Consider the following 26,720-nt stretch of genomic DNA (forward strand, 5'->3'; position numbering starts at 1 on the left):
CTCTCAGTCGTCTTCGTTGTCGCCGAAGTCGGGGCGGACACCGCGGGCGGCCATGACCTCGTCGTTGGAGGTGCCGGCGGCGACCATCGGCCAGACCATGGCGTCCTCGTGAACGATGAAGTCGATCACGACGGGGCGGTCGTTGACGGAGTTGGCCTCGGCGATGACCTTGTCCAGGTCGGCCGGGTCCTCGCAGCGGATCGCGTAGCAGCCCATGGCCTCGGACAGCTTGACGAAGTCCGGGACCCGGGTGCCCTTCGCCGGGGTGCCCTCGGTGTCGGCGCCGGAGTGCAGCACGGTGTTGGAGTACCGCTGGTTGTAGAACAGGGTCTGCCACTGGCGGACCATCCCCAGCGCGCCATTGTTGATGATCGCGACCTTGATCGGGATGTTGTTGAGCGCGCAGGTGGTCAGTTCCTGATTGGTCATCTGGAAGCAGCCGTCGCCGTCGATCGCCCAGACCGTACGGTCCGGCATGCCGGCCTTCGCGCCCATCGCGGCCGGGACCGCGTAGCCCATCGTTCCGGCGCCGCCGGAGTTCAGCCAGGTGGCGGGCTTCTCGTACTGGATGAAGTGCGAGGCCCACATCTGGTGCTGACCGACGCCCGCCGCGAAGATCGTGTCCTCGGGGGCGAGCTCACCGATGCGCTGGATGACCTGCTGCGGCGAGAGGCTGCCGTCCTCCGGCAGGTCGTAGCCGACGGGGTAGGTCTCGCGCCAGCGGTTGAGGTCCTTCCACCAGGCGGAGTAGTCGCCGACGTGACCGTCGGTGTGCTCGGCCTGGACCGCCTGGACGAGGTCGGCGATGACCTCGCGGGCGTCACCGACGATCGGCACGTCGGCGGCGCGGTTCTTGCCGATCTCCGCAGGGTCGATGTCGGCGTGGACGATCTTTGCGTACGGGGCGAAGCTGTCCAGCTTGCCGGTGACGCGGTCGTCGAAACGGGCTCCGAGGGCGACGATCAGGTCGGCCTTCTGCAGCGCGGTGACGGCGGTGACCGCACCGTGCATGCCCGGCATTCCCACGTGCAGCGGGTGGCTGTCAGGGAACGAACCGAGCGCCATCAGGGTGGTGGTGACGGGCGCTCCGGTGAGCTCGGCGAGCACCTTCAGTTCGGCGGTGGCGCCGGCCTTCATGACGCCGCCGCCGACGTACAGCACAGGACGCTTGGCCTGGGTGATGAGCCGGGCGGCCTCGCGGATCTGCTTGGCGTGCGGCTTGGTGACCGGGCGGTAGCCGGGCAGGTCCTGGGTCGGCGGCCAGCTGAACGTGGTCTGTGCCTGCAGGGCGTCCTTGGCGATGTCGACGAGGACGGGGCCCGGACGGCCGGTGGAGGCGATGTGGAAGGCCTCGGCGATCGTGTGCGGGATGTCCTCGGCGCGGGTGACCAGGAAGTTGTGCTTGGTGACCGGCATCGTGATGCCGCAGATGTCGGCCTCCTGGAAGGCGTCCGTACCGATCGCCTTCGAGGCGACCTGGCCGGTGATCGCGACCAGCGGGACGGAGTCCATGTGCGCGTCGGCGATCGGGGTGACCAGGTTGGTGGCGCCGGGGCCCGAGGTGGCCATGCAGACACCGACCTTGCCGGTGGCCTGCGCGTAGCCGGTGGCGGCGTGGCCCGCACCCTGCTCATGGCGGACCAGCACATGACGGACCCGGCTGGAGTCCATCATCGGGTCGTACGCCGGAAGGATGGCGCCGCCGGGAATGCCGAATACCGTGTCGGCCCCCACCTCCTCAAGAGACCGGATGAGGGACTGCGCACCCGTGACGTGCTCAACGATGGCGGGGGACGATCCGCCGCTACGGGCCCGCGGCTGGGGATGGTGGGCCCCGGTGGCCTGCTCGGTCATCGGCATTCTCTTCTCGAAGCTGAGGGTTTTTGCGGGGTTTTGGGGTGTGCCGGTGCAACAAAAAACCCCTCGTGCCGTGAGGCAAGCGAGGGGAGCGCGCCGGTGCGGTCTGCAGAGTGTCAACGAGGGACTCTGCTTCAGCCGACGCGCTTTCCAAGTACGAGAATTCGGGTGCGCATGGCATTGACCCTCTCTCCGACGCGCCCAACGTGTCAAGTGGGTGGGATGGGCGTCTCACCATGTGAGCCACTGAGGAGCGGGATCGAGCCGCCTGCCAGGACGGGCTGAGCGACCGGACCACCGGGCACCGGGAACTCGCCGCGAGCCAGTGCTCGGCGCAGACGGTACTCGTCCAGCGGCCCCGAGAAGGCCATTCCCTGCCCGTGCGTACAGCCCATGGCGCGCAGCGCGAGGACCTGCTCCGGTACGTCGACACCGTCGGCGACGGACTGCAGACCGAGGTCGCAGGCGATCCTCAGCAGCCCGCTGGTGATCTTGTGCAGCCGGGCTGATTCCACGACGCCCTCGACGAGGCCGCGGTCCAGTTTCAGGACGTCGATGGGGAGCCGGCGCAGCGCGTTGATCGCGGCGTAACCGCTGCCGAAGCCGTCGAGCGCGATCCGTACGCCGAGCCGCCGGAGCGCGACGAGGCGCTGTTCGAGCTCGTCGAAGGAGACGCGGGGGTCACTGTCGGAGACTTCGATCATCAGCGCCCCTGAAGGCAGGCTGTAGCGGGTGAGGAGGGCCTCGACGGAGCCGAACGGCATCGCCTTGTCCAGCAGTCTGCGGGCGGAGAGCCGGACGGCCACGGAGACGTGGTGCCCGGCCCTGGCCCGGTCCGCGGCCTGCTCGACGGCCTCTTCCAGGAGCCAGCGTGCGAGCTCGGCGCTGCGGTCGCTGTCCTCGGCGACACGGAGGAACTCGGCGGGGGTGAACAGGATGCCCTGGGCGGAGCGCCAGCGGGCCTGCGCGGCGACGGCGGCGACATTACCGGTGGCGAGATGGATCACGGGCTGGTGGAGCAGGGCGAACTCGCCGTCCCGCAGCGCGGTGCGCAGCCGGGCCGCGAGCTCCGAGCGGCGTGCCACGTCGGCCTGCATCTGCGGAGCGTACAGCTCGACGCGGTCCTTGCCGCCCGCCTTGGCCCGGTACATGGCGAGATCGGCGTTGCGCATGAGGTCGGTGGGGGTGATGGCGGGCTCGGCGAAGGCGACGCCGATGGAGGCGGCGACCCGGACCTCGCCGCCGCCGATCCGGTAGGGCTGGGAGAGCGTGAGGCGCAGCCGGTCGGCGATCTCGTGGACCTGGTACTCACGCGCCGACTGATCACGGGTGCCGTCACCGAGGATCAGCGCCGCGAACTCGTCTCCGCCGAGGCGGGCGGCGGTGTCCCCCACCCGTACGGACTCCTGGAGGCGGCGGGCGGCCTGGATGAGCAGCTCGTCGCCCGCCTGATGGCCCAGCCGGTCGTTGACCGCCTTGAAGCCGTCGAGGTCGATGAAGAGCACCGCGGTGCCGGGGTCGCCGGAGCGGCGGCCACCGAGTGCCTGCCGGACCCGGTCGGTGAACAGGGCGCGGTTGGGCAGGTCGGTGAGCGGGTCGTGCTCGGCGTTGTGCTGCAGCTGGGCCTGGAGCCGGACCCGTTCGGTCACGTCCCGGCTGTTGAGGATCAGCCCGCCCTGGTGGCGGTTGACGGTGGACTCGACGTTGAGCCAGTCACCGGTGCCGGACCTGAACCGGCACTCGATCCGGGTGGTGGGTTCCTCGCTGGGCGGTGCGGCCAGGAACCGCCGCACCTCGTGGACCACGCGCCCCAGATCCTCGGGATGAATGATCGAGGCGAGCTCGGCACCGATCAGGTCGTCGGCCTCGCGCCCGTACACCCCGGAGGCGGCGGGGCTGACGTACCGGAGTATGCCGGTGGGTGCGGCGATCATGATGACATCGCTGGAGCCCTGGACCAGGGAGCGGAAGTGGTTCTCCTTCTGCGCCAGCTCCTGGGTGAGGGCGATGTTGTCGACGAGCATGATGCCCTGCCGGACGACCAGGGCGAGCACCACCGTGCAGCCGGTGAACACCACGACGCGGTCCACCCTGCGGCCCTCGATGACGTTGTAGAGGATGCCGAGGGTGCAGACGGCTGCGGCGAGATACGGCGTCAGGGCGGCCAGCGAACCGGCGATCGGGCGGCTGGTGGCACGCGCGGCGGGGCGCTGCTGGACAGCGTTGTCCGAGGTCCGGTTCGCACTCCACGGGGCGTACGCGAGGAGCAGCGACCCGGCGAACCAGCCGGCGTCCAGCAACTGGCCGGAGTGGTAGGTCTGGCGGAGCAGCGGCGAGGTGAACAGCGCGTCCGACAGGACGGTCAGGGCAAGCGCGGCGACGGCGGTGTTCACCGCGGAGCGGTTCACGTTGGACCGCCGGAAGTGCAGGGCGAGGACCATCGAGACCAGCACGATGTCGAGCAGCGGATAGGCCAGCGAGAGCGCCACGCGGGCCACGCTCGTCCCCCCGACGTCCGCGAGGTGCGCGGCGTGGGCGAGGGCGAGGCTCCAGGACAGGGTCAGGAGCGATCCGCCGATCAGCCAGGAGTCCAGTACGAGACAGACCCAGCCGGCCCGGGTGGCGGGGCGTTTGGCGAGGACGAGCAGTCCGACGATCGCGGGCGGGGCGAAGCAGAGGTAGAAGACGTCGGCGAGGGACAGGCTGGGCACCGGGAGCCCGAGCACGACCTCGTACCACCCCCAGACGGCGTTTCCCCCGGCGGCCATCAGCGAGGACAGCGAGAACAGCAGCCAGGCGGGCCGGAAGCGGTTCTCCGCGGCGCGCGCGTAGAGGAAGCAGGAGACAGCCGCGATGAGGGCGGCACCGCTGAGGCCGAAGTCACCCATGACGAGTGCCAGTTCGGGCGAACCCCAGCCCAGCGCCGCCCCCACGGCGTAACCACCGCAGACCAGGCCGAGGAGGAGCTGTGAGACCAGACCCGAGGCCCCGCCGGCGGCCGGCTGCCGGGAGAGGAGCGCCCCGAGTGCGCTTGCCGGGGCGCTCACCGGGGTGCCCCCGATGTCATCGGATGGACGCGGGCCCGGCGGGGTGGCCGGCCCGGCGGTCGCCGGCGACCGCCCTGTCGCGTCGGATCGTTCGTCCATCGGCCATACATCGCCCGTCGCCCCCCTCGCGTTCCGCTGCCACCCCGGTACCGCCCCTTCCACAACACAGCCCCCCATCCGGGACGATACACCAGACTCGTCACACAGTGACATACCACCTCTACTCTCCGTGACGAACTGGGGAGTTGTCGACACGGTGTGCTATGGAACGGATCCGAAGCGTGGTCAGCCGGTGGTGAGTACGACGTTCTGCACCGGCTCCCCCGCTGCGAACCGGGTGAGCTGGCCGGCCAGCAGGCGCTTGGCACGCGGCAGGAATGCCGAGGTGCTGCCTCCCACATGAGGTGTGATCAGGACGTTCGGAGCATGCCAGAGGGGATGGCCGGCGGGCAGGGGTTCGGGGTCGGTGACATCGAGGGCGGCGCGCAGCCGGCCGGACTCGAGTTCGGACAGGAGGGCCTTGGTGTCCACGACGCCACCGCGCGCGACGTTCACGAGCAGCGCGCCGTCCGCCATCGCGGCCAGGAAGTCGGCGCCCACCAGCCCTTGCGTGGAGGCGTTCAGCGGGGTGGACAGAACGACGATGTCGGCCTCGGGCAGCAGCGCGGGCAGGTCGTCGAGCGCGCGTACGGGGCCGCGCGCAGTTGTCCGTGCGGAGCGCGCGACGCGCGCCACCCGCGCACACTCGAAGGGCACGAGCCGGTCCTCGATGGCGGCGCCGATCGATCCGTACCCCACGATCAGTACGGACTTGTCCGCGAGCGCCGGGTAGAAGCCGGAACGCCACTCCTCCTTGTCCTGTCCGTGGACGAATCCGGGGAAGCCGCGCAGCGAGGCGAGGATCAGGGCGAGGGTGAGCTCCGCCGTCGAGGCCTCGTGGACGCCCTTGGCGTTGCACAGCCGCACCCCGGCGGGCAACTGGCCGAGCCCCGGCTGGACATGGTCGATGCCCGCGGAGAGCGTCTGCACGACCTGCACGGCCCCCATCCCGGCGAGCGGGCGGACCGCGATCTCCAGGCCCTTCATGTAGGGAACGACGTAGAAGGCGCAGTCCGCGGGGTCGGCGGGGAAGTCCTGCGCGCCGTCCCAGAACCGGTAGTTGAGACCCTGGGGGAGTCCTTCGATCTCGTCGGCCGGAATCGGCAGCCATACGTCGGGAGTCTTTGTAGAAGTCATGGTCAGGAGGCTATGCGAAGCCCGCCGGGCGGCAGAGGTTACTTTTGGGTGCGGTGCGGCCCCCTGACGGCGGGGCCGAGTGCCTCGCCGGGCGGGGCACCAAGGAGGGGTCGGGGAGTTGGAGCGCAGGAGTCTCGGGGTGGCGGCGCTCGCCGTGGGTGCGGTCGGACTCGGCTGCATGCCTATGAGCTGGGCGTACAGCGCGTCGCAGCAGCGTGGTGACCGTGCGTTGCGGGCGGTGCACGCCGCGCTCGACGCGGGTGTCGACCTGCTCGACACGGCCGACATGTACGGCCCCTTCACCAATGAGCTCCTGATCGGCAGGGCGCTGAAGGGGCGTCGGGACGAGGCGTTCGTCTCCACCAAGTGCGGGCTGCTGGTGGGCGATCAGCACATCGTGGCCAATGGCCGTCCCGGCTATGTGCGCCGGGCCTGTGACGCGTCGCTGCGCCGGCTGCAGACCGATGTGATCGATCTGTACCACCTGCACCGGGCCGACCCCGAGGTGCCGGTGGAGGAGACCTGGGGGGCGATGGCGGAGCTGGTCACGGCGGGGAAGGTGCGAGCGCTCGGGCTGAGTGCGGTCGGGGCACGGGCCTCGCGCCGGCCGGGGGCGCGGATGCATGACGGAACGATTCGGCAGCTGGAGCGGGTGCAGCAGGTCTTTCCGGTGAGCGCGGTCCAGGCGGAACTCTCGGTGTGGTCGCCGGAGGCGCTGGACGCGCTGCTGCCGTGGTGCGAGGCACGGGGTGTGGGCCTGCTGGCTGCGATGCCGCTGGGGAACGGCTATCTGACGGGCACGCTGACGCCGGGCCAGGGCTTCGAGCCGGACGACCTGCGGGCCAGACATCCGCGGTTCACCGCCGAGATGATGGCGGCGAACCAGCCGCTGGTGGTGGGACTGCGCCGGATCGCCGAGCGGCACGGGGCGACTCCGGCCCAGGTGGCGCTGGCCTGGGTGCTGCGGCAGGGCCCGCATGTGGTGCCGGTGCCGGGCACGAAGCGGGAGCAGTGGGCGGTGGAGAACGCGGGGTCGGCCGGACTGGAGCTGACGGCGCGGGACCTGGCCGAGATCGCGCGGCTGCCGCGGGCGCGGGGGTCGTGGGACTGAGGGCGGGCGTGCGCGGGTCCGGCACCTGCCGGAAAAGTGCGTGGCCTTGCGGAACCCGGGGCCGGGCTGCGGTGTAGGAACAGTAGTCAGGCAGCCGTCGAAGGGACCGGTGCTGTGCGCATTGCTGTATTCGGATCGCCGAGAACCCCTGCGGGACACCCGCGCATCCTCCCGGGCGCGCGCCGCGCTGCAGTGGCCGCGCTGGCTGCGGGCTCGCTGCTGCTGTCCGCGGGATGCTCGTCGAACGACGACTCGGAAAACACGCAGGCCCGCCCCACGGGCGCACCCGCCACGGTGCCCTCAGCGTCCTCCTCGCCGCCCTCCTCGCCACCGTCGGCGAAGGGCTCGGTGAAGGTGGTGTCGACGCTGACGGAGGGGCTCGCGTCTCCGTGGGGGCTGGCGGAGCTGCCGGGCGGCGATCTGCTGGTGTCCTCGCGCGACGGGAGAACGATCACCCGGATCGACGGCAGCACGGGAAAGCAGACACTGCTGGGCACGGTGCCCGGCGTATCGCCCGCCGGGGAGGGCGGGTTGCTGGGGATCGCGATCTCCCCGGCGTTCGACACGGACCATCTGCTGTACGCGTACTTCACGACCGCGTCCGACAACCGCATCGCTCGCATGCGGTACGACGGGACCGGCAAGGCCCCCGGCCGGCAGCTCGGTGCACCGCACACGATCCTGCGGGGCATCCCGAAGGGCTACATCCACAACGGCGGCCGGATCGCCTTCGGCCCGGACGGCATGCTGTACGCGGGCACGGGCGAGACGGGGCAGACCAGGGAACTCTCACAGGACAAGAAGTCCCTGGCGGGCAAGATCCTGCGGATGACCCCGGACGGCAGACCGGCACCGGGCAACCCCGTGCCCGGCTCGCTGATGTATTCGTACGGGCACCGCAATGTGCAGGGTCTGGCCTGGGACGGGCAGAAACGGCTGTGGGCGTCCGAATTCGGGCAGGACACCTGGGACGAGCTGAATCAGATCGTGCCCGGCGGGAATTACGGCTGGCCGAAGTACGAGGGCAAGGTGGGCAAGGCGGGTTTTGTCGACCCCGTGGCCCAGTGGAGACCGTCCGAGGCATCCCCGAGCGGGATCGCCTTCGCCCGGGGCTCGATCTGGATGGCGGGCCTGCGCGGTGAGCGGCTCTGGAGGATTCCGCTGTCCGGCAGCCCGGGCAGGGAACCTCTGGCAGCCCCGCAGTCGTTCCTGCAAGGGAAGTACGGCCGTCTGCGCACGGTGCTCGCCGCGGGCGGCAGCAGACTCTGGCTGGTCACGAGCAACACGGACACCCGCGGCACCCCGAAACCGGGAGACGACAGAGTCCTGGTGCTCCAGGTGCGGTAGCGGCGACAGCAGGTGAAAGGGTGCGATCCGGTGTTCAACTTCTTCGAGGAACTCTTCGCCCCGGGCCGCAAGCACGCCGCGGAGGAACAGAAGCGGCTGGAGCTGACCCGGGTGGATCTGGGCACGGGCGACCCCGCCCGCGGTCCGATAGACCTGAGCTCGGGAAAGGTGACGGTGCGCGTCCCCGGTCCGGAAGGCACCCCGTCACCCCCGCCGACCCCGCTGCAGGACCCGGAAGACACCGAGGCCCCCTCAAGCCGCTCAGGCCCGTCCGGCGATTGAGGACGGAACGGTCACCGGACAGCCCGGGTACCCGTTCCCCGCACCGGCCCCGCCGAACTCCTTTGTGAGCTCCTCCAAGAGCCTGTCGGGTGACTCTCGGCGTCGCTTGAATTCTGACCCTCTGACGGCGGATCAAAAGTGACCCACTTGGTGATCTTCGCCTGAACCTGATCTTGATGGAAGGTCAGGAGGGAGAGGGTGATCCTCGTGGAGGACTGGGCAGAGATCCGTAGGCTGCACCGGGCTGAGCAGATGCCGATCCGGGCAATCGCGCGGCATCTGGGCATCTCGAAGAACACGGTCAAACGAGCCCTGGCCACGGACCGGCCGCCGAAGTACGAGCGCCCGTCTCAGGGGTCGGTCGTGGACGCGGTCGAGGTCCAGATCCGTGAGCTTTTGCGGGAGACTCCGACGATGCCGGCCGCCGTGATTGCCGAGCGGATCGGGTGGGAACGCGGGATGACGGTCCTCAAGGACCGGGTGCGGGACCTGCGGCCTGCCTATGTGCCAGTCGATCCGGTCTCGCGCACGACGTATCGGCCCGGCGAGCTGGCCCAGTGCGACCTGTGGTTTCCCGAGGCGGACATCCCGCTCGGCTACGGCCAGAGCGGACGGCCGCCGGTGCTGGTGATGGTGTCCGGGTATTCGCGGGTGATCGCCGCGCGGATGCTGCCCTCGCGCACGACCGGCGATCTGATCGATGGGCACTGGCGGCTGCTGTCCGCCTGGGGCGCGGTGCCCAAGACGCTCGTCTGGGACAACGAATCCGGGGTCGGTCGCGGAAAGCTCACTGCCGAGTTCGCCGCGTTCGCGGGCCTGCTCGCCACGAAGATCCATCTGTGCCGGCCCCGTGATCCAGAAGCGAAAGGGCTGGTCGAGCGGGCCAACGGCTATCTGGAGACGAGTTTCCTCCCCGGCCGCACCTTCAGTGGCCCCGGCGACTTCAACACCCAGCTGACCGCCTGGCTGACCATCGCCAACCGGCGTGTCCACCGCACTCTGCAGACCCGCCCCGTCGAGCGGTGGGAGGCCGACCGGGCCGGAATGCTCGCCCTGCCGCCCGTCGACCCGCCCGCCTGGTGGCGGCTGCAGACACGGATCGGCCGCGACCACTACGTCCGCGTCGACACGTGCGACTACTCCGTGCACCCCGCCGCGATCGGACGCACCGTCACCGTGCTGTGTGACAACGACGAGATCACCGTCCTCGCCCCCAGCGGCGAGATCGTCGCCCAGCACCCGCGCTGCTGGGCCCGCCACCAGACCATCACCGACCCCGACCACGCTGCCGCGGGCAAGGTGATGCGAGGTGAGGTGCACCACCAGCAGGCCGCCCGCGCCAAAGCCGCCCGAACAGCCCAGACCGACCCAGGCCCGCTTATCGAGGTCGAGCAACGCGAACTGGGCACCTATGACCGGCTGTTCACGGTCATCGAAGGCGGCAAGGGCAGGGAGGCCGGCTGATGCCCCGCACCACCGCCGTCCTCGACGACGCCACCGCCACCACATCGGCCACCGGCCGCAGGACCGGCTCCCAGACCGCAGCGGACCTCGCCTTCCTTGCGCGGGCGATGAAGGCTCCGGCCTTGCTGGATGCCGCTGACCGTCTCGCCGAGCGGGCCCGCAAGGAGTCCTGGACCCATGCCGAGTACCTCGTCGCCTGCCTGCAGCGCGAAGTGTCCGCCCGTGAGTCACACGGCGGTGAAGCACGGGTGCGGTCTGCCCGCTTCCCCGCGATCAAGACCATCGAGGAGCTGGACGTCACCCACCTGCGCGGGATGACGCGCCAACAGCTCGCACATCTGGGAACGTTGGACTTCATCGCCGGGAAAGAGAACGCCGTTTTCCTGGGACCGCCGGGCACCGGGAAGACACACCTGGCGATCGGGCTCGCGGTCCGCGCCTGCCAGGCCGGACACCGCGTCGCGTTCGCCACCGCCGCCGAATGGGTTGACCGCCTGGCCGCCGCCCACCACACCGGCCGCCTCCAGGCCGAGCTCACCAAGCTCAGCCGCTACCCGCTGATCGTGGTGGACGAGGTCGGCTACATCCCCTTCGAAGCCGAGGCAGCGAACCTGTTCTTCCAGCTGATCTCGAACAGATACGAACGCGCGTCCGTGATCGTCACCAGCAACAAACCCTTCGGACGCTGGGGAGAAGTCTTCGGAGACGAGACCGTGGCCGCCGCCATGATCGACCGCCTCGTCCACCACGCCGAGGTCCACTCCCTCAAGGGCGACTCGTTCCGCATGCGAGGACGTGAACTGGGACGGGTCCCCAGCGCCACCACCGACAACGACTGAACCAACCAAACCGAAGACACCTGGGTCAGATTTCAACCGGCCAGAGTGGGTCCAAGTTCAGCCGCCGCCGACAGTGACCTTCGATCGGATAGCGGACGCGGTCTGGTGCGTGCGATTCCAAGGCGGCGGGATGTCCTCGGATGGGGTCTCCCCTGCCCGAACGAAGCTGAGAGCTTGGGGAAAGGAGCTACGAGGACATCCTGGCAACGCAGGAAGCGTGCGTGCCAGGGCGTGGCCGCCCGGTCAGAGGTCACCCGACAGGCTCTAGGACACCCCGTTGCCCCGGTACAGGCGGAGGCGGTGCGCCAGAGCCGCAGCCTCGCCGCGGCTGGAGACGCCGAGCTTGGCAAGGATGTTCGAGACATGCACGCTCGCGGTCTTGGGCGAGATGTACAGCTCCTCGGCAATCCGCCGGTTCGTATGCCCCGCAGCGACAAGCCGGTGCACGTCCTGCTCGCGCCTCGTCAGCCCGAACGACTCCACTGCCGCGACGGCCGCGTCCTGGAGCTGGTCCTCGGAGTGCTCCCGCTCCGCGGCCCTGCCCGTGGAGCCCGCCTCGGCCGGGACGGTGACCGCGACCGGAATCTCGTCGGGGGAGGGGGCGAGCGTGATGCGCGCGCGGCCGGCCAGCAGCTCGATGGTCTCGGTCAGCGGGCGCGCACCGAGCCGCTCGGCGATGTTGTGTGCGTCGCGCAGGAGACCGGCCGCCGTGGCACGGTCACCGGAGGCGACGAGGATGGCCTCCGCCCAGCGGTGGTGGACCTGGGCCTGTTCGTACGGGCGGGAGAGGGGGGCGAAGGCGGCGGCCGCGCGGGACCAGTGGTCAGGGGTGTCGGCGCCCTCCGCCCGGGCCAGCTCGGCGTTGATCAGCAGGCCGTACGCGGCCCAGACCGGGACGAACATGGGCAACTGACCCAGGTGCTTGCGGATGAGGGCGAGAACCGCAGGCCGGCCGGGCTCCGTGGCGGGCAGCCCGCGGGCGTCCGCCTCCGCCGCGGCGGCGGTATGGAGGAGCGGCAGCGCGTACCGCTGGGTGCCGGGCGGGAAGCCCTGCTCCGCCTGCGCCTCGAAGGCGGCCCGCGCCTCCAGGAGGCGCCCCTGCTGCACGGCCAGAGTCATGGCATGGCGAACTGGGTCGATGAGGAGCTGGGGCTGCGGGTCGCGTGAACCGAAGTGCCGCTGAGTGAGCGCGAGCTGGACCTCGGCCTCGGCGAAGTCGCCACGGGCGAGGGCCAGCTCGGTACGGCGCGAGGCCACGAGGCCCTGCGCCTTGCGGGACTGTGCGATGCGGGCCGCCGCATCCGTGGTCGCCCGGCTCTCGTCCCAGTGGCCGAGGGAGAAGTACGACGTCGCCTGGTTGGTGCGGACCCACGCCTCCATGTCGGCGACACCGTGACTGTGGCAGACCTCGATGCCGTGGTCCGCGGCGGCGACCGCTTCCAGGGAGCGGCCCATGGCTTCGAGCGTCGAGGGGAGATTGATGCTGGCGCGGCCCATGATGCCCACGAGGTGGAGTTCATCGGCCCGGTCGCGGACGGCGTACATTTCGGCGATGCCCTCGTCGATACCGCCCGCATCGGCAGTGAGCCAGCCGCGGGTGAGCCGGGCGTGAAGCTCGATGTATTCGTCGCCGACGAGCTGCGCGTACTCCACGGCCCGGTCGACTGCGGCGAGCGTCTCCGCGCCGGGGCGGTGCAGGGCACCCCATCCGGCCACACTCATGAGGACGTCGGCATGGACGGCGGACGGGGGCAGGCCACGGACCAGGTCCTGGGCGATGGCCAGTTCCTGCCAGCCGTCGCCCCGGGTGAGGTCCTGCATCAGCCGGGAGCGCTGCACCCAGAACCAGGCGGCCCGGAGCGGGTCGGGGTCGTCGTCCAGGACCCGTATGGCCTTCTTGGAGATGGCGAGGGCGCGTTCGCGTTCGCCGCCGAAGCGGGCGGCAACCGTGGCTTCGGCCATCAGATCGAGATAGCGGAGCGGGGTGGTCTCGGGGTCGCAGCCACAGGCCGGGTAGACCTCTGCGTAGTCGATGGGGCGCAGGGTGCGGCGTATCGCGTCGGGGATGTCGTCCCACAGTTCCATCGCGCGTTCCAGCAGCCGGAGTTGCTCGGTGAAGGCGTAGCGGCGGCGGGCCTCGACGGAGGCCTTCAGAACGGCGGGGAGTGCCTTGGCCGGATCGTGGGCGCCGTACCAGTAGCTGGCCAGGCGCGTCGCGCGTTCGCCCGCGCGGACGAGCGTGGGGTCGGCCTCAAGGGCCTCGGCGTAGCGGCGGTTGAGGCGCGAGCGTTCGCCGGGCAGCAGGTCGTCGCTGACGGCTTCGCGGACCAGTGAGTGCCGGAAGCGGTAGCCGTTGCCCTCCCCGGTGGTGAGAAGCAGGTTGGCGCCGACGGCTCCGCGCAGCGCCTCGATGAGTTCGTCCTCGGTCAGTCCGCAGACCGCGGCCAGCAGTTCGTACTCAACAGTGGAGCCGCCCTCGGCGATGACCCGGGCGATCTTCTGGGCATCCTCGGAGAGCGCTTCGACGCGGACGAGGAGAAGGTCGCGGAGCGAGTCGGAGAGTCCGGCGCTGTCGCCGCACTCCAGGCTGCAGGCGAGCTCTTCGACGAAGAAGGCGTTGCCGTCGGAGCGTTCGAAGATCTCGTCCACGAGGGCGGGCTCGGGGGTGGCCGCGAGGATGCCGGTGAGCTGACGACGGACCTCGGCGCGGTTGAACCGGGCGAGTTCGATCCGGCGGACGGTGCGGAGGCGGTCCAGTTCGGCAAGGAGGGGGCGCAGGGGGTGGCGGCGGTGGATGTCGTCGGCCCGGTAGGTGCCGATGACGACGAGGCGGCCGCTGCGCAGCGTGCGGAAGAGATAGGCGAGGAGGTGGCGGGTGGAGGCGTCGGCCCAGTGCAGGTCCTCCAGGACGAGAACGACGGGCCGGTCCGCGGAGATGCGTTCCAGCAGCCGGGCGGTGAGCTCGAAGAGCCGTGCGGTGCCGTGCTCGTCGGTGGCGTCCCGGTCGGCCTCGCCGAGTTCGGGGAGGAGCCGGGCCAGTTCGCCTTCCTGCCCGGCGCAGGCTGCGGCCATCTCGTCGGGCAGGGTGCGGCGCAGGGCGCGCAGGGCCGTGGAAAACGGGGCGTACGGCAGCCCGTCGGCGCCGATCTCCACGCAGCCGCCGACGGCGACGGCTGCGTCGCGGCGGCCGGCCTCGATCAGGAATTCCTCGACCAGCCGCGTCTTGCCGACGCCGGCCTCGCCACCGATGAGCAGCGCCTGCGGTTCTCCGCCGGGCGCCCCGGCGCTGTCGGGGTGTCCGGCGGTGGCGCGGACGAGCGCATCGGTGAGCAAGGTGAGTTCGCCTGCGCGACCGACGAACACGGGACTGACAGACCTGGTCTCCACGTCGCCGAGCATCGCACATGGCTGCGACACCATGACGGCGAGAGGGAAATCGGTGCTCATCGCACGCCCGTTACGCGGCGTGGACGAACCGGTTCCGTAGCGAACTCACCGCCCCCTCGTCCTCCTTGCGTCGGGACCGGCGAGCGGCGCGGCGGTCCCGGCGGACCTGCCGGAGGACGCGCTCGCGCTCGGCCCGGTGCAGGAGTTCGGCTTCCCTGATCTTGTGGAGGTCGTACGCGTACATGTGGTTCTCCTGGATGTCGACGGCCCGGTGGGCCCGGTGGAGGGGCAGTTGGTGCGACGGGCCCGGTTCTGCCGGGCTCGTCCTCTGCCGTGCCTCTACTTTCGTCTTCCAGGGGGTGTCGCCACATCGGGCGACTTCCGCATCTCTGCGGGGCGGGGGGCCTTAGTCGCAGGCGGCAGGTGCCGCATCCGGACCAAGGCCCCCGGAGTGGATGCCTTAGAGGAGCGCCGGTTGGTACGTACTGGCCGATCGGCCATCCCTCGCGGCGACCCGATCACCCGCCCCAGCTGCGGCCCGACCGCCTGTCTCAGCCGGCAGCGCTCGCGGTCGGCAGGGCGACGATGAGGTCGAAGTACATGCCGACGGAGATCAGTACGCCGAGGACACCGAGTGCGATTCCGGCGGTCGCCACGGCGCGGACCCAGCCGGGCTGCGGGTCCTTGGTGGGTGCGCCGAACGCCGGGCGGACCAGGGCGAAGACGCCGACCAGCAGGGCGAGGAGCGCGAAGAGGCCGTTGACGAGGGCGGTGGAGTGCCAGGCGTCGCCGTAGATCTCGGAGATCTGTTGGGCCACGGAGCCACCGGAGGCGGTCTTCATCTGGCCCAGCAGGGTCTCCCGCTCGGCGGCGACCCGGCCCGACCATGCCCCGGTGAGGCCGACGACGCCGAGGCCGGCGGCGACGACGGCCGCGGCGGCCGCGCCGAGCCCCGACGGCGCCCCGTCGACGTCGTCGTCCTTCGGATCGAAGTCGAGGTCCGGATCGGAGTCGGTATCGGTGCTGCTGTCGTGCCCGGGACCGTCGCCGTCGCCCGGCGCCCGCCTGCCCTCGGCTTCGCCCCCCGCCTCGTCGGACACATCGGAGGCGTCCGACGCGCCCTTCGCAAGGGTCGCGGATGTCGCGTCCGTGGCTTCGGGCGCCTCGGTGGTAGGGGCTTCGGTGGTCTTGGACGTCGTGGGGTTCATGCGCCGCACGCTAGGCGGCCCGGATGAGAACCCTCTGAGAGAAGCTCGCAACATGGGCGCCCGGCCCGGAGCGGACCCGCACCGGGCAGCAGTCCCGTCTCAGCCCCGCTGAGCGCGCCACTCGGGTGCCAGCACGGACCAGATCTCCGAGTCGTGCCGCGTCCCCCGGTACGGGTAGCTCTCGCGGAGCACCCCGTCGCGCGTCATGCCGAGCCGCTTCGCGACCGCGACACTGCGGGTGTTGGCGGAGGACGCGACCCACTCCACGCGGTGCATCCCGCGCTCCTCGACCGCCCAGTCGATCAGCTTCCGCGCCGCCCGGGTCACCAGACCGCGCCCCTCTCCCGCGGACTCCAGCCAGCAGCCGACCTCACAGTTCCCCGACTCGGTGTCGAAGATCCGGAAGAGGACGCCGCCGACGAGCGTGCCGTCCAGCCAGATGCCGTACAGCCGGCCCGTGTCGGCCGCCTGCTTGTCGGCGTACCGCTGCAGCAGGGCGCGTGCCGATCCGAGATCGGTGGCGAAGGCCGCGAATGGGATCCACGGGTCGACGAGCTCGCGGGCCCGGTCGATGTGCGCGAGGAACTCCTCCGCCTGCCAGACTTCCAGCGGGCGCAGTTCCGCACCGTCGTCACCCAGGGATACCGCGAACATCGTGCTCCTCCAACTGCCTTGTCAGTGGACGCGCTGCGCGGCCGGTTCGTCGTCCTCGCTGCTGCGCGCCGAAAGAATTTTCGCATGCGGGGCCCGACAGTCGGGCGGCTCGATGCTGATACGCGGAAGCCATCGGTCCAGCCGGCGCGGCAGCCACCAGTTGGCGCCGCCCAGCATGTGCATCAGGGCGGGAACCAGCAGGGTGCGCAGGACGAAGGCGTCCAGGGCGACCGCGGCGGCGAGTGCGATGCCGAACATCGCGATGACTCGGTCTCCGCTGAGGACGAAGGCGAGGAAGACGGAGATCATGATCACCGCGGCGGAGTTGATCACCCGGCCGGTCTCGGCGAGGCCGACCCGGACCGCCCGCCGGTTGTCGCCGGTCTCCAGCCACTCCTCGTACATCCGGCCGACGAGGAACACCTGGTAGTCCATGGAGAGGCCGAAGAGCACGGAGACCATGATGACCGGGAGGAAGGGTTCGATGGGCCCGGCGCTGCCCAGCCCCAGCAGTTCGCTCCCCCACCCCCACTGGAAGATCGCGACGACGACGCCGAAGGAGGAGGCGACGGCGGCCACGTTCATCGCGGCTGCCTTCAGCGGGATGCCGATCGACCGGAACGCCAGCAGCAGGAGCAGGCAGCCGAGCCCGATGACGGCGCCGACGAAGAGCGGGAGTTTGCCGATGATGATCCGGGCGAAGTCGTCGTAGCCGGCCGTCGCACCACCCACGTACGCGTGCAGTGAGGTGTTCTCCTCGGTGTGCGGCAGGACGTCCGTGCGCAGCCGGTCGACGAGTGCGCTGGTCTCCCGTGACTGCGGCGACGAGGCCGGGACGACGGTGACGAACGCCGCGTCGCCGCTGTTGTTGTACGTGACAGGGCTGACCGAAGCGACACCGTCGGTGGCCCGGAGGGTGGCGGGCAGACCGTCCATCGCGAGCCGGTCGTCGGCCCCGTCGAGCTGCGCGGCGATGGTCAGCGGGCCGTTGACGCCGGGCCCGAATCCATCGGCCAGCAGGTCGTACGCCTGCCGGGTGGTGGACGATGCGGCGTTGTTGCCCTGGTCGGAGCTGCCGAGGTGGAGCGCGAACGTGGGCAGTGCGAGGACGAGCATCACCACGGCGGCAACCGCGCCGAGCAGTTTGGGGTGGCGTTCGACAAACGCCGACCAGCGCGCGGCGAAACCGGTGGGCAGCTCGGGCTGCGGTCCGTGCTCGGCGAGTTGCTTGCGCTCGCGCCGGTTCAGCGCCCGCATCCCGATGAAGGAGAGCAGCGCGGGCAGCAGGGTCACCGAGGCGGCCACGGTCAGCACCACGGTGAGCGAGGCGGCGATCGCGACGCCGTTGAGGAACCCGAGCCGCAGGATGAGCATGCCGAGCAGTGCGATGCAGACGGTGGCTCCGGCGAAGACGACGGCGCGCCCGGTCGTCGCGACGGCGTTCTGCGCCGCCTCGGCCACCGACATGCCGCGCCGCAGTCCTCCGCGGTGCCGGGTCACGATGAACAGCGCGTAGTCGATGCCGACGCCAAGGCCTATCAGCATGCCGAGCATGGGAGCGAAGTCGGCGACGGTCATCAGGTGCCCGAGCAGCACGATGCCCGCGTACGCCGTTCCGACCGAGACGAGGGCGGTGGCGATGGGCAGCAGGCTGGCGGCGAGCGAGCCGAAGGCGAGGAAGAGGACGACCGCGGCGACGACCACTCCGATGGCCTCGCTGAGATGGGCGGACGGTGCCTCGGTGAGGGCGACGGCGGAGCCGCCCAGCTCCACCTGGAGTCCGTCGCCGGCGGCCGCCTTCGCGGTGTCGATGACGGCCTGGGCCTGCTGCACCGGGATGTCGTCGGCCTGCTGGTCGAAGGTGATCGTGGCGTAGGCGGTGTGTCCGTCCGCGCTGATCTGCCCCGCGCCGGAGCCCCCGTAGGGCCCGGTGACGCCGCCGACGCCGGGCAGTTGCTCGATCGCGTGGAGGGTCCGGGTCATCGTCTGCCGGACGTCGGCGGCCCGGACGGTGGAGTCGGCGGTGTGCCAGACGACGGTGTCGGTGTCACCGCCGAGGTCCGTGAATCCGCTCTTGAGCAGTTCGGTCGCCCGCCCGGACTCGGTGCCGGGCACCTCGTAGTTGTTGGAGTAGGCGGACCCCGCGAACCCTGCCGCGGTGGCCGCGCCGCCGAGGGCGAGCAGCCAGATGAGGACGGCGAGGAGACGGTGCCTGATGCACCAGCGGGCGATGGCAGCCAACGGACGTGCTCCCTGGTGGTTCGTGGATCTTTTTCGGGAGATCTGATGAACGGCCCGCAAAGAACACATGACCTGAGAATCGTCACTCTGGCAGCCGCCAGTGATCCTTTGCCCGTTTCGTGGCGATGCTCACAGGGACTGATATTTCCCCTACACGCACCGCCGGACACCGACCGCGCGTCGCCCTCCGGCGTCTCGCCCCACCACAAACTCCTCCTGCGGCTCCTCCCCCGCTTCCTCCTCCGCCTGCAGTTCGTCCTCGTACTGCTCCTCGATCTCGGCAATGCCCTTCGCCACGGCCTCCGCGAGATGGACGGGACAGGTGCGCGGCTCGCTGCCGAGGCCCCCGTCGTTCTCGGGTGCGGGGCAGATGCCGGGGGCGTAGAGGTGGGCCAGGTGAGCGGCGCGGTCGGCGCTGCGCTCACTGCCGGGCACATGGCCGCCGGGGTGCGGGCACTCGACGCCTGCTGCGTGGGCGGGAAGTGCGGCGGCAGCGTCACGGAGGATCCCGAGGATCTCCCGCGCGACGCCGTACGGCAGCTCGCGCGGGTGAGGACGCGCGGCGGGGCGGCGTGGGGCTCCAGGTCCCAGAACGGATCACCGTACGGGTAAGTCGTTGAGCACACCGTCCAGGCTGCCGATGGCTTGCTGGTGGCTCTCCGGGACGATCTGCGGGATCTCCGCGGTGCTGCCCGGCCGGATCACGTCGGCGGCGATCCTGGCCCATCCGGCGGCGTTGCGGGGGCAGGCCTCCGCCTCCTTCCAGGTGTCGAGGGGCACCTGGACGTCCGGTGCGCCGAGCAGCCCGTCCGCGTCGGTGTCCCACTCCTCCAGGTCCGTGAGGTACGGATGCGTCTCGTGCTCGCACGGCCGCGTCTCCAGGGCCTGCGCCGCGGCGCCGAGCGCGTCGACGGCGGCCCGCCCGACCGTGGCGCCCCGCCGCCCGACGATGTACGGCGCCATGCCCACCAGGGCGAAGGTCAGCGGGACGGTCTGCTCGCCGCCCGGTTCGGCGGCGAGCAGGCGGGCGCACTCCAGGACGACGGGGTCCGCCTCGTCCGGTGTGGACCCCGTCGTGACGCCGGACCAGTTCTCGATCGGTTCAGTCGTGATCGTGAATGCGTCCGTCGCGCGGGGCGCGGTTCCGCGTGTCCGCGGTGGTGTCCGGCGGTCAGCCCGAGACGCTCGCCCGGCCGTTCTCGATGTGCCCCATCAGCCGGCGGCGGAACACGTCGTCCCCGTCGACGGTGACGGACAGGTCGTACCAGCCGTGCGCGTCGGCGGCCGAGTGGACGACCGTACGGCTCCGGCCGGGCTTGACCTTGATGGTCCGGGTCCAGTCGCGCAGGTCCGCCTCGTCGACGTACCCCAGCGGGCGGACGGTGAAGGTGAGCGTCCGCTGCCCCGTGTTGCGGAGGGTGACGTGCAGATCTCGCTCGTGGGCGTCGATCCAGGTGGCGACCTCGGGTCCGCCGGTGGCGGGTCCTGCGAACTCGCGCCGGAAGCCGTTCGGCCCGGTCACCGTGAACCGGTACGCGTCTCCGGTCAGGGGGACCGCCCATTGCGCCGTGCCCCGTACGTCCTGGTGCTGCGGTACGGAAAACTCGCCCGCGTACGGGTACAGCGCGAAGTGTGCCGACGAACGGCCCGTGTTGCTGAGGGCCACCCGCACTGCCCCGTTCGCCACGGTCGACTGGGCGTCCGGCTGGTACGGCAGCGGGCGGGCGGGCCGGACGCCGGGCTCCTGTACGGGCATCTGCTGGACGGCCGGCGGCTTCGGCTGCCAGCGTCCGCTGAACGCCGGAATGGCGCCGGGCTGCTCGACCTCGGGCCTGCGCAGCCCGCGCGTGAAGTCGAACGCAGAGGTCAGATCGCCGGTGACGGTGCGCCGCCAGTCACTGATGTTCGGCTCCTCCACACCCGTCCACCGCTCCAGGAAGCGGATCACCGAGGTGTGGTCGAAGACCTCGGAGCAGACGTAGCCGCCCACGGTCCACGGCGACACGACGAGCAGCGGCACCCGCACGCCGAGGCCGGTGGGCTTGGAGTCCCACTGTTCCTCGGTCACCTCGGGCGGTGCCACGGGCGGCGGGACGTGGTCGAAGAAGCCGTCGTTCTCGTCGTAGTTGATGATGACGGCGGTGTGCCGCCACACATCGGGGTGCTTGCCCAGCGCGTCCAGGACCTTGTAGACGATCGTCGCGCTGTGGATCGGGGAGGAGACGCTCGGGTGCTCCGAGTCGACCGCCGACGGCACCAGGTAGGAGACCTCGGGCAGTGTGCCCGCCGCCACGTCCGCGGCGAACGCGTCGGCCAGCGTGCCGGTCTCGACCCGGCGCAGCGCCCGCTCGAACAGGCTGCGTTCCGTGTCCGTCAGCGTGGCGACACCGTCCTCCAGCAGACCGAGCAGCCTGGCCCGCTCCGCCGCGTCGTCCGTGTCGCGGACGGCCGCGTAGAAGGACTCCATGTAGGTGTGGCCACCGGTCTTCGCCAGCGCCTTGCGGGCGATCGCCTTGAAGGTGGCGAAGAACTCGATCTGGTTGTCGGTGAAGTTCTCCCACTCGGTGTACGTCTTCCAGCTGTGCCCGGCCTTCTCCAGCCGCTCCGCGTACGTGGACCAGCCGTACCCCGGATGGGTTCCCTCGCTGTACGCGTCGTTGCCGACCGCCCGCTTGCCGTTCGCCTCGAAGCCCGTCTTCCCGCTCCACAGGTGGTTGCGGTTGGGGCTGGTGGAGGTGTGGATGGACGAGTGGTAGGCGTCGCAGACGGTGAAGGTGTCGGCCAGTTCGTAGTGCAGCGGGATGTCGCGGCGGTCGTAGTACGCCATGGTGGCGGCCGTCTTCGCGGTCACCCAGCCATTCATCCAGCCGCCGGCCCATGCCTTGCCGCCGCCACTCCAGGAGTGGTCTAGGGCGCCGATGTACTGGAGGTCCTTCTTCTGCGTCGCGGCGGCGTCCCGGACCGGGAAGGGCAGCACGGAGGTGCCGGCCGCGCCCGGCTGCTCGAAGACCGGCTTTCCGGAGGGCAGCTCGATCGCATTGCGGTCGCCGAACCCGCGTACGCCGCGCAGGGTCCCGAAGTAGTGGTCGAAGGAACGATTCTCCTGCATCAGGATCACCACGTGCCTGATGTCCCCGAGCCCGCCGCCGGACCCCGCCGCAGGCGAAGGCTGTGCGGCCATCGCGGCCTGCAGCGACGGCGGCAGCAGCGAACCGGCCGCCGCGACGCCGAGCGCGCCGCCACCCAGCGCGAAGAGCCGTCGCCGTGAAATGTCCGTGGTCAAGTTGAGCCTCCCGAGTCCGGTCGTACAGCCGGGAAGCTAATGAAGTCAGGTGGCTGCGGAAAGGCCGCCGCACGGCCCGGCGGTGAACGTCCAAGAGGTCGCCCGGGAAAGTCCAACCCGTTTACCCGGTGGGAATGCCGGTCACACCCCGATCGTGTGCAGCGCTCCCCACAGAGCGAGCGTCGACGCGGCCAGGGTCCCCGGTACGGTCAGCAGCCCGAGCCGGGTGAAGTGGCCGAGTTCGGGCGCGGCGCCGTGGGTGTGCAGGATGCGACGCCAGAGCAGGGTCGCGAGCGAGCCGACGTAGGTGAGGTTCGGGCCGAGGTTGACCCCGATCAGGGCGGCGAGCAGCGGTCCCGGTCCGGCCGCCGCGACAACCGGGAGCAGGGCCAGGATCGCGGGCAGGTTGTTGATCAGGTTGGCGAGCACCGCCGCCACCGTGGCCACCGCCAGCAGCGCCGGCAGTGACGAACCGTCGGGCAGGAGTGCGCCGATCCCGGTGCCGAGGCCGTGGTCGACGACCGCCTTGACGACGACGCCCAGGGCGAGCACGAACAGACAGAACAGCGGGTGAGCGGCGTGCACCAGCCCCTTGACCGTGGTCTTCCGCTGTCCCAGCGCACGGACCGCGAGAACAGTCGCCCCGGCCAGCGCCGCCCACAGCGGTTCCGCTCCCGCGAACGAGGTGACGACGAAGCCCGCCAGCGTCGCGGCGAGGACGACGAGGGTGAACACCGGGACACCGGGCCCGCCCTCGTCCGGCTCCGGCGGGTGCGCGCCCGCTGCCAGGTCGGCGGCGAAGACGCGGCGGAAGACGACGTACTCGACGGCGATCGCCGCCAGCCACGGCAGGGTCATCAGCGCGGCGAAGCGGGTGAAGGAGAGGCCGCTCGCGGTGAACGCCAGAAGATTGGTGAGGTTGGAGACGGGAAGCAGCAGGGACGCCGAGTTGGCGAGATGGGCGCAGGCGTAGACGTAAGGGCGGGGACGGGCGCCGACGCGGGCGGCCGTGGCGAGGACGACGGGTGTCAGCAGGACCACGGTCGCGTCCAGGCTGAGCACGGCCGTGATCAGCGCGGCGACGACGAAGACCCCGCCGAGCAGCGGCCCGGTCCGGCCTCGGCAGAGCCGGGCGACCAGATGGCCGGCGGCCACGAACAGTCCTTCGTCGGCACAGAGCTGGGCCAACACGAGAATCGCGGCGAGGAAGCCGACCACCGGCAGCAGGCCGCCGATCTGAGCCCGGGCCTCGGCGAACGGCACGGCGCCAATGACGACGACCAGCAGGGCCGCGGGTACGGCAACGGTCGCCTCGGGCAGCCCTCCGGGGCGTACGACGGCGAACGCCAGCACCGCGAGGAGCAGCGCGACGGAGACGATTTCGGCGGTGACGGTGTTCAGCGGACTTTCTCCAGGCGCGGGAGGAACAGGAAGGGGCGGTGCACCCGGTCAACGGGTGCACCGCCCCTTCATCTGCGTGCAGCGGCAGGAAGGGCTCAGCCTTCGACGCCGAGCTTCTCCAGGATCAGCTCGCGGACGCGGGCCGCGTCCGCCTGGCCGCGGGTGGCCTTCATGACCGCGCCGACGAGCGCGCCCGCCGCCGCGACCTTGCCGCCGCGGATCTTGTCCGCGATGGCCGCGTTGGCGGCAATGGCCTCGTCGACGGCCGTGCCCAGCGCACCCTCGTCCGAGACGACCTTCAGGCCGCGCTTCTCGACGACGGTGTCCGGGTCGCCCTCGCCCGCGAGGACACCCTCGATGACCTGGCGCGCCAGCTTGTCGTTGAGGTCACCCGAGGCGACGAGCTCGGTCACCCGGGCGACCTGCGCCGGGGTGATCGCCAGCTCCTCCAGGGCGGTGCCTGTCTCGTTGGACTGCCGGGCCAGCTCGCCCATCCACCACTTGCGGGCCTGGTCCGACGGGGCGCCCGCCGCGGTCGTGGCGACGATCAGGTCGACCGCGCCCGCGTTGAGGATCGACTGCATGTCGAACTCGGAGACGCCCCACTCCTCGCGCAGCCGGTTGCGGCGCACGCGCGGCAGCTCGGGAAGCCCCTTGCGCAGCTCCTCGACCCAGTCGCGGGCCGGGGCGACGGGCACCAGGTCCGGCTCCGGGAAGTAGCGGTAGTCCTCGGCGTTGTCCTTGATTCGGCCGGCCGTGGTGGAGCCGTCCTCCTCGTGGAAGTGCCGGGTCTCCTGCACCACCGCGGCGCCGGAGTTCAGCACCGCGGCGTGGCGCTGGATCTCGTAGCGGGCGGCACGCTCGACGGAACGCAGCGAGTTCACGTTCTTCGTCTCGGAGCGCGTACCGAACGTCTCGGTGCCGTTCGGACGCAGCGACAGGTTCACGTCGCAGCGCATCTGGCCCTGCTCCATGCGGGCCTCGGAGACGCCCAGCGCCTTGATGAGCTCGCGCAGCTCGGCTACGTACGCCTTCGCGACCTCGGGGGCACGCGCGCCCGCTCCCTCGATCGGCTTGGTGACGATCTCGATGAGCGGGATGCCCGCGCGGTTGTAGTCGAGCAGCGAGTGGGACGCGCCCTGGATACGGCCGGTGGCGCCGCCGACGTGCAGCGACTTGCCGGTGTCCTCCTCCATGTGGGCGCGCTCGATCTGCACCCGGAAGATCTCCCCGTCCTCCAGCTGGACGTCCAGATAGCCGTTGTAGGCGATCGGCTCGTCGTACTGCGAGGTCTGGAAGTTCTTCGGCATGTCCGGATAGAAGTAGTTCTTCCGGGCGAAGCGGCACCACTCGGCGATCTCGCAGTTGAGCGCGAGGCCGATCTTGATGGCGGACTCGACGCCGATCGCGTTGACGACCGGGAGCGAACCGGGCATGCCGAGGCAGGTCGGGCAGGTCTGCGCGTTCGGCTCCGCGCCCAGCTCGGTCGAGCAGCCGCAGAACATCTTGGTCTTGGTGCCGAGCTCGACATGGACCTCAAGGCCCATGACGGGGTCGTACGTCGCGAGGGCGTCCTCGTACGGCACCAGGTCAGTGACAGTCACGGTGAAACTTTCCCTCTCAACCCAGCAGTACGTCGTCGTCGCCCAGGCGCTTCAGCTCTCGGTAGAGCAGAGCGATGCCGGTGGCGATGGCGGCAGCGGAGACGACGGCGTCGACCAGCCGGAGCGTGTCGTGCTCGAAGCGTGCCTTCTTGGCCTGCTTGAGCACGCCGATCGCGCCGAAGGCGGTGGTGCCGATGGACAGGTACGTACCGGTCTTGGACTTCTTGAAGCCCTTGGCCTTGGTCAGTGCGCTCACAGTGACGGAGCCTCCTCCAGCAGCGGGTGCCCCCACTTTTCCACGAAGGCGGCCTCGACTGCGGCCCCGACCTTGTACAGCCGGTCGTCCTTCATGGCGGGGGCGATGATCTGCAGACCGACCGGCAGGCCGTCCTCCGGTGCCAGACCGCAGGGCAACGACATGGCGGAGTTGCCGGCCAGGTTGGTCGGGATGGTGCACAGGTCGGCCAGGTACATCGCCATCGGGTCGTCGGCACGCTCGCCGATCGGGAAGGCGGTGGTCGGGGTCGTCGGGGAGACGATGACATCCACCTGCTCGAAGGCCTTCTCGAAGTCCCGCGTGATGAGCGTGCGAACCTTCTGCGCCGAGCCGTAGTACGCGTCGTAGTAGCCGGAGCTCAGTGCGTACGTCCCGAGGATGATGCGGCGCTTGACCTCGTCGCCGAAGCCGGCCTCGCGGGTGAGCGCGGTGACCTCCTCGGCGGACTTCGTGCCGTCGTCGCCGATCCGCAGGCCGTAGCGCATGGCATCGAAGCGGGCCAGGTTGGACGAGCACTCGGACGGCGCGATCAGGTAGTACGCCGACAGACCCAGGTCGAAGGACGGGCAGTCCAGCTCGACGATCGTGGCGCCGAGCGACTTCAGCAGCTCGACCGACTCGTTGAAGCGCTGGACGACACCGGCCTGGTAGCCCTCGCCGGAGAACTGCTTGACGACACCGATGCGCATGCCGTCGACGCTGCCGTTGCGGGCGGCCTCGACGACGGGCGGGACCGGGGCGTCGATGGACGTCGAGTCCAGCGGGTCGTGTCCGGCGATCACCTCGTGCAGGAGGGCCGCGTCCAGGACCGTGCGGGCGCAGGGGCCGCCCTGGTCGAGAGAGGACGAGAAGGCGACCATGCCGTAGCGGGAGACGCCGCCGTAGGTGGGCTTGACGCCGACGGTCCCGGTGACGGCGGCGGGCTGGCGGATGGAACCGCCGGTGTCCGTACCGATGGCGAGGGGGGCCTCGTACGACGCGAGAGCGGCCGAGGAGCCACCGCCGGAGCCGCCCGGGATGCGGGTGAGGTCCCACGGGTTGCCGGTCGGGCCGAAGGCGCTGTTCTCGGTGGAGGACCCCATGGCGAACTCGTCCATGTTGGTCTTGCCGAGGATGACGACGTCGGCCGCCTTCAGCTTCTTGGTCAGGGTCGCGTCGTACGGCGGGACCCAGCCCTCGAGGATCTTCGAGCCGACGGTGGTCGGCATGTCCTTCGTGGTGAAGATGTCCTTGAGCGCGAGCGGGACGCCGGCCAGCGGGCCGAGCTTCTCGCCCGCCGCCTTCTTCGCGTCGACGGCGCGGGCCTGCGCGAGCGCGCCCTCACGGTCGATGTGCAGGAAGGCGTGGACCTTCTCGTCGACCGCGTCGATCCGGGCCAGGTGCGCCTCGGTGACCTCGACTGCCGTGAGCTCACCGGAGGCGATCTTCGCGGCGATCTCGGCAGCGGTGAGCTTGATGATGGAGCTGTTGTCCGTCATGACT

The 26,720-nt window shown here is 70.6% G+C and carries 20 protein-coding genes; 5 read left to right on the forward strand and 15 right to left on the reverse strand.

Annotation, left to right across the window (positions count from 1 at the left end; genetic code table 11):
• Positions 1 to 3: 3 nt before the first annotated feature.
• The 3 genes from OG972_RS13065 to OG972_RS13075 all read right to left on the reverse strand — a co-directional run bounded on the left by OG972_RS13065 (position 4) and on the right by OG972_RS13075 (position 6,140).
• Complete coding sequence (locus tag OG972_RS13065) at positions 4 to 1,860, reverse strand: acetolactate synthase large subunit (RefSeq protein ID WP_266981214.1); 1,857 nt, start codon at positions 1,858 to 1,860, stop codon at positions 4 to 6.
• A 206-nt stretch (positions 1,861 to 2,066) separates the two neighbouring features.
• Positions 2,067 to 4,904 (reverse strand): bifunctional diguanylate cyclase/phosphodiesterase, encoded by a 2,838-nt coding sequence (locus OG972_RS13070; RefSeq protein WP_266981216.1) that lies wholly within the window; start codon positions 4,902 to 4,904, stop codon positions 2,067 to 2,069.
• Between the two features lie 285 nt (positions 4,905 to 5,189).
• On the reverse strand, positions 5,190 to 6,140 hold the full coding sequence (locus OG972_RS13075; RefSeq protein WP_266981218.1) for a 2-hydroxyacid dehydrogenase: 951 nt from the start codon (positions 6,138 to 6,140) through the stop codon (positions 5,190 to 5,192).
• 154 nt (positions 6,141 to 6,294) lie between these two features.
• Here OG972_RS13075 and OG972_RS13080 point away from each other — a divergent pair, with 154 nt between their 5' ends.
• The 5 genes from OG972_RS13080 (at position 6,295) to istB (ending at position 11,183) form a co-directional block, all read left to right on the forward strand.
• On the forward strand, positions 6,295 to 7,251 hold the full coding sequence (locus OG972_RS13080) for an aldo/keto reductase (RefSeq protein WP_266990451.1): 957 nt from the start codon (positions 6,295 to 6,297) through the stop codon (positions 7,249 to 7,251).
• Between the two features lie 192 nt (positions 7,252 to 7,443).
• A complete protein-coding gene (locus OG972_RS13085; RefSeq protein WP_266990453.1) occupies positions 7,444 to 8,598 on the forward strand; it encodes a sorbosone dehydrogenase family protein in 1,155 nt (384 codons plus the stop codon).
• 30 nt (positions 8,599 to 8,628) lie between these two features.
• The gene (locus OG972_RS13090; RefSeq protein ID WP_266981219.1) at positions 8,629 to 8,880 is read left to right on the forward strand and encodes a DUF6191 domain-containing protein; all 252 of its coding nucleotides are present in this window, start codon (positions 8,629 to 8,631) and stop codon (positions 8,878 to 8,880) included.
• 198 nt (positions 8,881 to 9,078) lie between these two features.
• Positions 9,079 to 10,344: an IS21 family transposase gene (istA, locus tag OG972_RS13095; protein WP_266981220.1), complete on the forward strand. Its 1,266-nt coding sequence runs from the start codon at positions 9,079 to 9,081 to the stop codon at positions 10,342 to 10,344.
• Positions 10,344 to 11,183 (forward strand): IS21-like element helper ATPase IstB, encoded by an 840-nt coding sequence (gene istB, locus OG972_RS13100; RefSeq protein ID WP_266981221.1) that lies wholly within the window; start codon positions 10,344 to 10,346, stop codon positions 11,181 to 11,183. The genes istA and istB overlap by 1 nt, the downstream gene beginning before the upstream one ends.
• 264 nt (positions 11,184 to 11,447) lie before the next feature.
• On the opposite strand, the gene OG972_RS13105 is transcribed toward istB, so the two are convergent.
• The 12 genes from OG972_RS13105 to gatA all read right to left on the reverse strand — a co-directional run bounded on the left by OG972_RS13105 (position 11,448) and on the right by gatA (position 26,716).
• Positions 11,448 to 14,582, reverse strand: coding sequence for a helix-turn-helix transcriptional regulator (locus tag OG972_RS13105; RefSeq protein WP_266990455.1), 3,135 nt, complete (start codon positions 14,580 to 14,582; stop codon positions 11,448 to 11,450).
• 58 nt (positions 14,583 to 14,640) lie between these two features.
• Positions 14,641 to 14,814, reverse strand: coding sequence for a hypothetical protein (locus OG972_RS13110; protein WP_266981222.1), 174 nt, complete (start codon positions 14,812 to 14,814; stop codon positions 14,641 to 14,643).
• 307 nt (positions 14,815 to 15,121) lie between these two features.
• Positions 15,122 to 15,778 (reverse strand): hypothetical protein, encoded by a 657-nt coding sequence (locus tag OG972_RS13115; RefSeq protein WP_266981224.1) that lies wholly within the window; start codon positions 15,776 to 15,778, stop codon positions 15,122 to 15,124.
• A gap of 99 nt (positions 15,779 to 15,877) precedes the next feature.
• Positions 15,878 to 16,432: a GNAT family N-acetyltransferase gene (locus OG972_RS13120; protein ID WP_266981225.1), complete on the reverse strand. Its 555-nt coding sequence runs from the start codon at positions 16,430 to 16,432 to the stop codon at positions 15,878 to 15,880.
• Between the two features lie 21 nt (positions 16,433 to 16,453).
• Positions 16,454 to 18,673: an MMPL family transporter gene (locus tag OG972_RS13125; protein ID WP_266981227.1), complete on the reverse strand. Its 2,220-nt coding sequence runs from the start codon at positions 18,671 to 18,673 to the stop codon at positions 16,454 to 16,456.
• 150 nt (positions 18,674 to 18,823) lie between these two features.
• Positions 18,824 to 19,108, reverse strand: coding sequence for a hypothetical protein (locus tag OG972_RS13130; RefSeq protein ID WP_266981229.1), 285 nt, complete (start codon positions 19,106 to 19,108; stop codon positions 18,824 to 18,826).
• A 162-nt stretch (positions 19,109 to 19,270) separates the two neighbouring features.
• Positions 19,271 to 19,636 (reverse strand): hypothetical protein, encoded by a 366-nt coding sequence (locus tag OG972_RS13135; protein WP_266981230.1) that lies wholly within the window; start codon positions 19,634 to 19,636, stop codon positions 19,271 to 19,273.
• 208 nt (positions 19,637 to 19,844) lie between these two features.
• Positions 19,845 to 21,956, reverse strand: coding sequence for a phosphocholine-specific phospholipase C (locus OG972_RS13140; RefSeq protein WP_266981232.1), 2,112 nt, complete (start codon positions 21,954 to 21,956; stop codon positions 19,845 to 19,847).
• Positions 21,957 to 22,097: 141 nt separating this feature from the next.
• Positions 22,098 to 23,357 carry an SLC13 family permease gene (locus tag OG972_RS13145; protein ID WP_266990457.1) on the reverse strand — a complete coding sequence of 420 codons (1,260 nt, stop codon included), beginning with the start codon at positions 23,355 to 23,357 and terminating at the stop codon, positions 22,098 to 22,100.
• Positions 23,358 to 23,452: 95 nt separating this feature from the next.
• Entirely contained in the window at positions 23,453 to 24,961 is a 1,509-nt protein-coding gene (gene gatB, locus OG972_RS13150) for an Asp-tRNA(Asn)/Glu-tRNA(Gln) amidotransferase subunit GatB (protein WP_266981234.1), read from the reverse strand.
• 16 nt (positions 24,962 to 24,977) lie between these two features.
• Positions 24,978 to 25,217 (reverse strand): hypothetical protein, encoded by a 240-nt coding sequence (locus OG972_RS13155; protein WP_266981236.1) that lies wholly within the window; start codon positions 25,215 to 25,217, stop codon positions 24,978 to 24,980.
• Positions 25,214 to 26,716 carry an Asp-tRNA(Asn)/Glu-tRNA(Gln) amidotransferase subunit GatA gene (gene gatA / locus OG972_RS13160; protein ID WP_266981238.1) on the reverse strand — a complete coding sequence of 501 codons (1,503 nt, stop codon included), beginning with the start codon at positions 26,714 to 26,716 and terminating at the stop codon, positions 25,214 to 25,216. Before gatA ends, OG972_RS13155 begins: the two co-directional genes overlap by 4 nt.
• Positions 26,717 to 26,720 lie beyond the last annotated feature (4 nt).

This window comes from Streptomyces sp. NBC_01669 (assembly GCF_026339735.1).
Lineage (GTDB): Bacteria > Actinomycetota > Actinomycetes > Streptomycetales > Streptomycetaceae > Streptomyces > Streptomyces yanii.